This is a genomic window from Stenotrophomonas beteli (genome assembly GCF_001431665.1).
Classification (GTDB): Bacteria; Pseudomonadota; Gammaproteobacteria; order Xanthomonadales; family Xanthomonadaceae; genus Stenotrophomonas; species Stenotrophomonas beteli.
Genome location: NZ_LLXV01000087.1, coordinates 1 through 3,347 on the forward strand (window position 1 = coordinate 1; position 3,347 = coordinate 3,347).

Sequence of the window (3,347 nt, forward strand, 5' to 3'; positions counted from 1 at the left end):
CGCCGGCATCTGCGCCGGCGGGGCAGGGGCGCAATGGACATGCAGGCAGGGGGTGGAGTCGATCCGCCGGCAACGACTCACGCGCAGGAGCTGAGCTTCCACTGGCTGTACCAGCGGGTGCAGGGGCTGGTTGAGCACAGCATCTACCCCAAGGCCGGCCGGCTGGAGAAGTGGTTGTTCCGGGTGGGCGCACTGGCAGCCGCCACCGGCATTCTCGGCAGCCAACTGCCTGATCGATGGCTTCCGCTTACCGCTGCGCTGCTTCTGGTCAGGGCCTGCCTGGTGGTGGAGATCGGAGGTTTTGTCATCGGTGGGTTTCTCGCAATCCGCCGCGGAATCCGCCAGTTCGTACAGCCACGGCTGTCGCACGCGCAGGAAATGGACGGCGAATTTGCCCAGTGGCAAGCGGTAATCGCCGAGCTTCGGCAGTTTCCCAGGGTCGAGCGTGAGCGCCGCCTCAAGTATGTCAGCCACCTGCGTTCCAGCATGATCGAGCGCATGGGATTGATGTACGGAGGACTGCAACGCCTTGGCCCATTCCCACTCTTGATCGCCCTCTACCTGCAGTTCCGCCAATGGAGATGGGGTGACTGGAGCAGCGCCTTTGACGTCGGCGCGCTTGGTGCGTTCATCATCTACGCGCTCGTACTGCTATACCTCGCAGGATGGCTATTGATCGGACTGCGCTCGCGACTGGATACCTACGTCGCCCTGCTTGAAGGTTCCATCCACGAACCCGAGCCTGCGGAACCAACGCCCTTGTAGAGTCGAGCCGTGCTCGACTACGGCCTGCCGCATCGCGCCCCGTCAGGCACCTCACCAGCAACAACCCGCAGCACCCGATCCATCAAGACAGGCTCCGGCACGCCGGCCAACACCTGCTCCAGATCGTCCAATGGCTCCAGCTGCCATTGAAGAAGCGCCCGCAGCTGCGCAACGTCGGGCGCCCGCTGCCGGGCGTCCACTGATGCCTGCAACAGCAGATACTGCGAGCGCCGCTCCAGCCACAGCACGGGGACCCCTTTGCAGTGGATCTGCAAAGACGCACCAGGCCGTGTCTCGACGAACCGGGAGCCCTGATGTGGCCTAGCCTCCACGAACGCCATCACCAGTCTCCGCAGCTGCGAAAAGCGATCATCCGCGATTGCTTGGAATGCGAGCCGCTCACGCACGGGCGGCGACGCCCATTGGACGGGCCCCGCCACCGCCGCTGCGAGGCACAGCGCGGTGGCCGCCCAGCGCCAGCCCGCCACTCAGGTCTCCGGACGCACCCGCATGCTGGCGTGCGCGGTGAGCCCCAGTCCGGCCATGATCAGCCCCTCCATCACCCGGGGGCCGACGTATTGCCCCAGCTCGCCGTTCTCGCGGGCGCGTTGTGCGGCCAGCAGAATCTCCATCACCACGCGCAGGCCCGCCAGCGAACAGTCGGTGTCGGCCAGGGCGATGCGTCGGCCGGGCAGTTGATGGCGCTCTGGCCAGGGTTGGCCATCAGAGGCAGCGCCTGCGCCAATGCTGTGCAGCAGGGCGATGAGCGTGTTGGGATCAAGCGCGGGGCCGCTTGCGGGCGCGTCGTGGATGGGTTGCGGGGCAGGGGAGTGCTGCTGGGTCATGGCTGGGCTCCTTGCGTGCAGGCAGAAGCCGCCACCGATAAAGGTGGCGGACGATGCGTGGTTCGAAACCCGGTGTGCAATCAGACCGGCGGGCCAAGGCCCCCACGCACCGCCCGCCATGGTCGGCCGACGGTTGCCAGCCGGCATCACCTTGGGAGTGATGCCGACTGGCAAGCGCTTTCTACGATTGCACTACCGGGGTTTCGAAGTCCCGACCACCCGTTTTCGGTGGCATGGAAAGGAATACGCCCGGTTGTGCGCGATGCCAATGCAGTAGGGCCGATGCCGTCACCGCTTTCAACATTTTCAGAATCGTTGCATACGGCTCAATGAGGCCGGAGCCTTGCGCCGCAAGGCTGTTGTCGATGTCGGTGGTGGATGCCTTACGAGTGTCGGCATCCACCCGGCGAGGCTGTGAGTGAGCCGGATGCGACAGAGTTGCCAGATGCCGCGAGGCGTCTGCCGCCCTTCAACACGACCTTGGTCCGCTCCAACATGCGCGGGTGCTCGTCCTTATGGGTCCAGGCGCTCAGGGTCGAGAGGCAGGCCGCCAGCAATGCGCTACCGATTGCGCGTGACGCGTCACGTTAATAGATGGAATCTGCGAAGCAAGGCGCTGCATGTCACCATCGCATGCCATGGAACCCGCCACTCAAACGCTGGTTGCTGGGTGCGTTCTCCCTGATCCTCTGCAGCGGAATGATCATGCTGCCGGTCATCGTACTGACTGTTGGAGGCAGCGCTGCAGGTCGCGGCAAAGGGCTGTATCAGCTGCTCACCGGCAGCCTCTTCGGCACATTCCTTGTGGGAACGGTGCTCGCCTACGGAGCGGCCATGGGCGCATGGTTGCTGTTTATCGGAACCCCCAAGCTGCTCTTTCCCAAACGGAGCTCTCGCTAGCCCGTGAGGATAGTTCCTTGGAAGTCCCGGTGCTCGAACCTGACACCTGCTGCCAGGTCGTCAGTAGCCCTTCAACGCAGCCTTGGTCCGCTCCAACCAGACGGCATTGTGGCTGCGCGCGTGGCGCGACCAGTGCTGGGCATCGTCGATGATGCTCGCGAACAGAGCGCGGGCCTGCTCGCGGTCGTCGGGCTCCGGCAGTGCCATCAGCCACTCGGCGTACAGGCAGCGGGCGGCCGCATCGTTTCCGCATTCCACGGCCCGCTCGAACGCGGCGCGGGCTCCGGGCGACTGCGTGGCAGCCAAAGCCTGCGCGTAAAGCAGGGTCTGTTCCGGCTTGCGGCGCACGTCGGGGTGGCGGGCGAAGAGGCCATCCAGCGTCTCCACCGCAAGCGCAGCGTGCCCGGAGTCGAGGCGGGCACGGGCGAGGCCGGTCAGGATGTAGGGATCGTCGCCCAACGGTGAGCTGGCCGCCTGCTCGAGCAGGGTCCTGGCTTCCTCCACCTGGCCGGCATCCAGCAGCGTCATGCCCAGGCGAACCCGATTCTGCACGGTGGGCGTGCGCGCCAGTTCGGCACGAGCGTTGCGCAGGTCCTGGCCCGGGTCCATGAGCTGCTTGGCGGAACGGATGGCCTGACGGGCGCCGCGCGAGTTGCGGGCTTCCGGAAAGTAGATCGCCAGGAAATAGACGACGCTGCCGAGCAAAGGGAACGAGAACAGCAGGATGAGCCAGTAGAGGCTCTGGCCCGAGCGGATGGCATGCACCGCGAAGTAGATGGCTGCCAGTACGTGGAGTCCGATTCCGATATAGGGCATGTGTGCCGCTTCGTCCTGGTG

General features: G+C 65.3%; 5 protein-coding genes. 2 read left to right on the forward strand and 3 right to left on the reverse strand.

What is annotated here, in order from left to right; all coding sequences use genetic code 11:
- Positions 1-765 (forward strand): hypothetical protein (locus ARC23_RS19145; protein ID WP_238985278.1); only part of this gene is annotated, 765 nt, incomplete at its 5' end.
- A 17-nt stretch (positions 766-782) separates the two neighbouring features.
- Here ARC23_RS19145 and ARC23_RS19150 read toward each other — a convergent pair.
- Positions 783-1,253 carry a hypothetical protein gene (locus ARC23_RS19150; RefSeq protein ID WP_057498661.1) on the reverse strand — a complete coding sequence of 157 codons (471 nt, stop codon included), beginning with the start codon at positions 1,251-1,253 and terminating at the stop codon, positions 783-785.
- A complete protein-coding gene (locus ARC23_RS19155; RefSeq protein WP_057498662.1) occupies positions 1,254-1,610 on the reverse strand; it encodes a hypothetical protein in 357 nt (118 codons plus the stop codon).
- Positions 1,611-2,315: 705 nt separating this feature from the next.
- On the opposite strand from ARC23_RS19155, the gene ARC23_RS19160 reads away from it, so the two are divergent.
- Complete coding sequence (locus tag ARC23_RS19160; RefSeq protein WP_238985279.1) at positions 2,316-2,510, forward strand: hypothetical protein; 195 nt, start codon at positions 2,316-2,318, stop codon at positions 2,508-2,510.
- Between the two features lie 60 nt (positions 2,511-2,570).
- Here ARC23_RS19160 and ARC23_RS19165 read toward each other — a convergent pair whose 3' ends face one another.
- Positions 2,571-3,326 (reverse strand): tetratricopeptide repeat protein, encoded by a 756-nt coding sequence (locus ARC23_RS19165; RefSeq protein WP_057498663.1) that lies wholly within the window; start codon positions 3,324-3,326, stop codon positions 2,571-2,573.
- Positions 3,327-3,347: the final 21 nt, after the last annotated feature.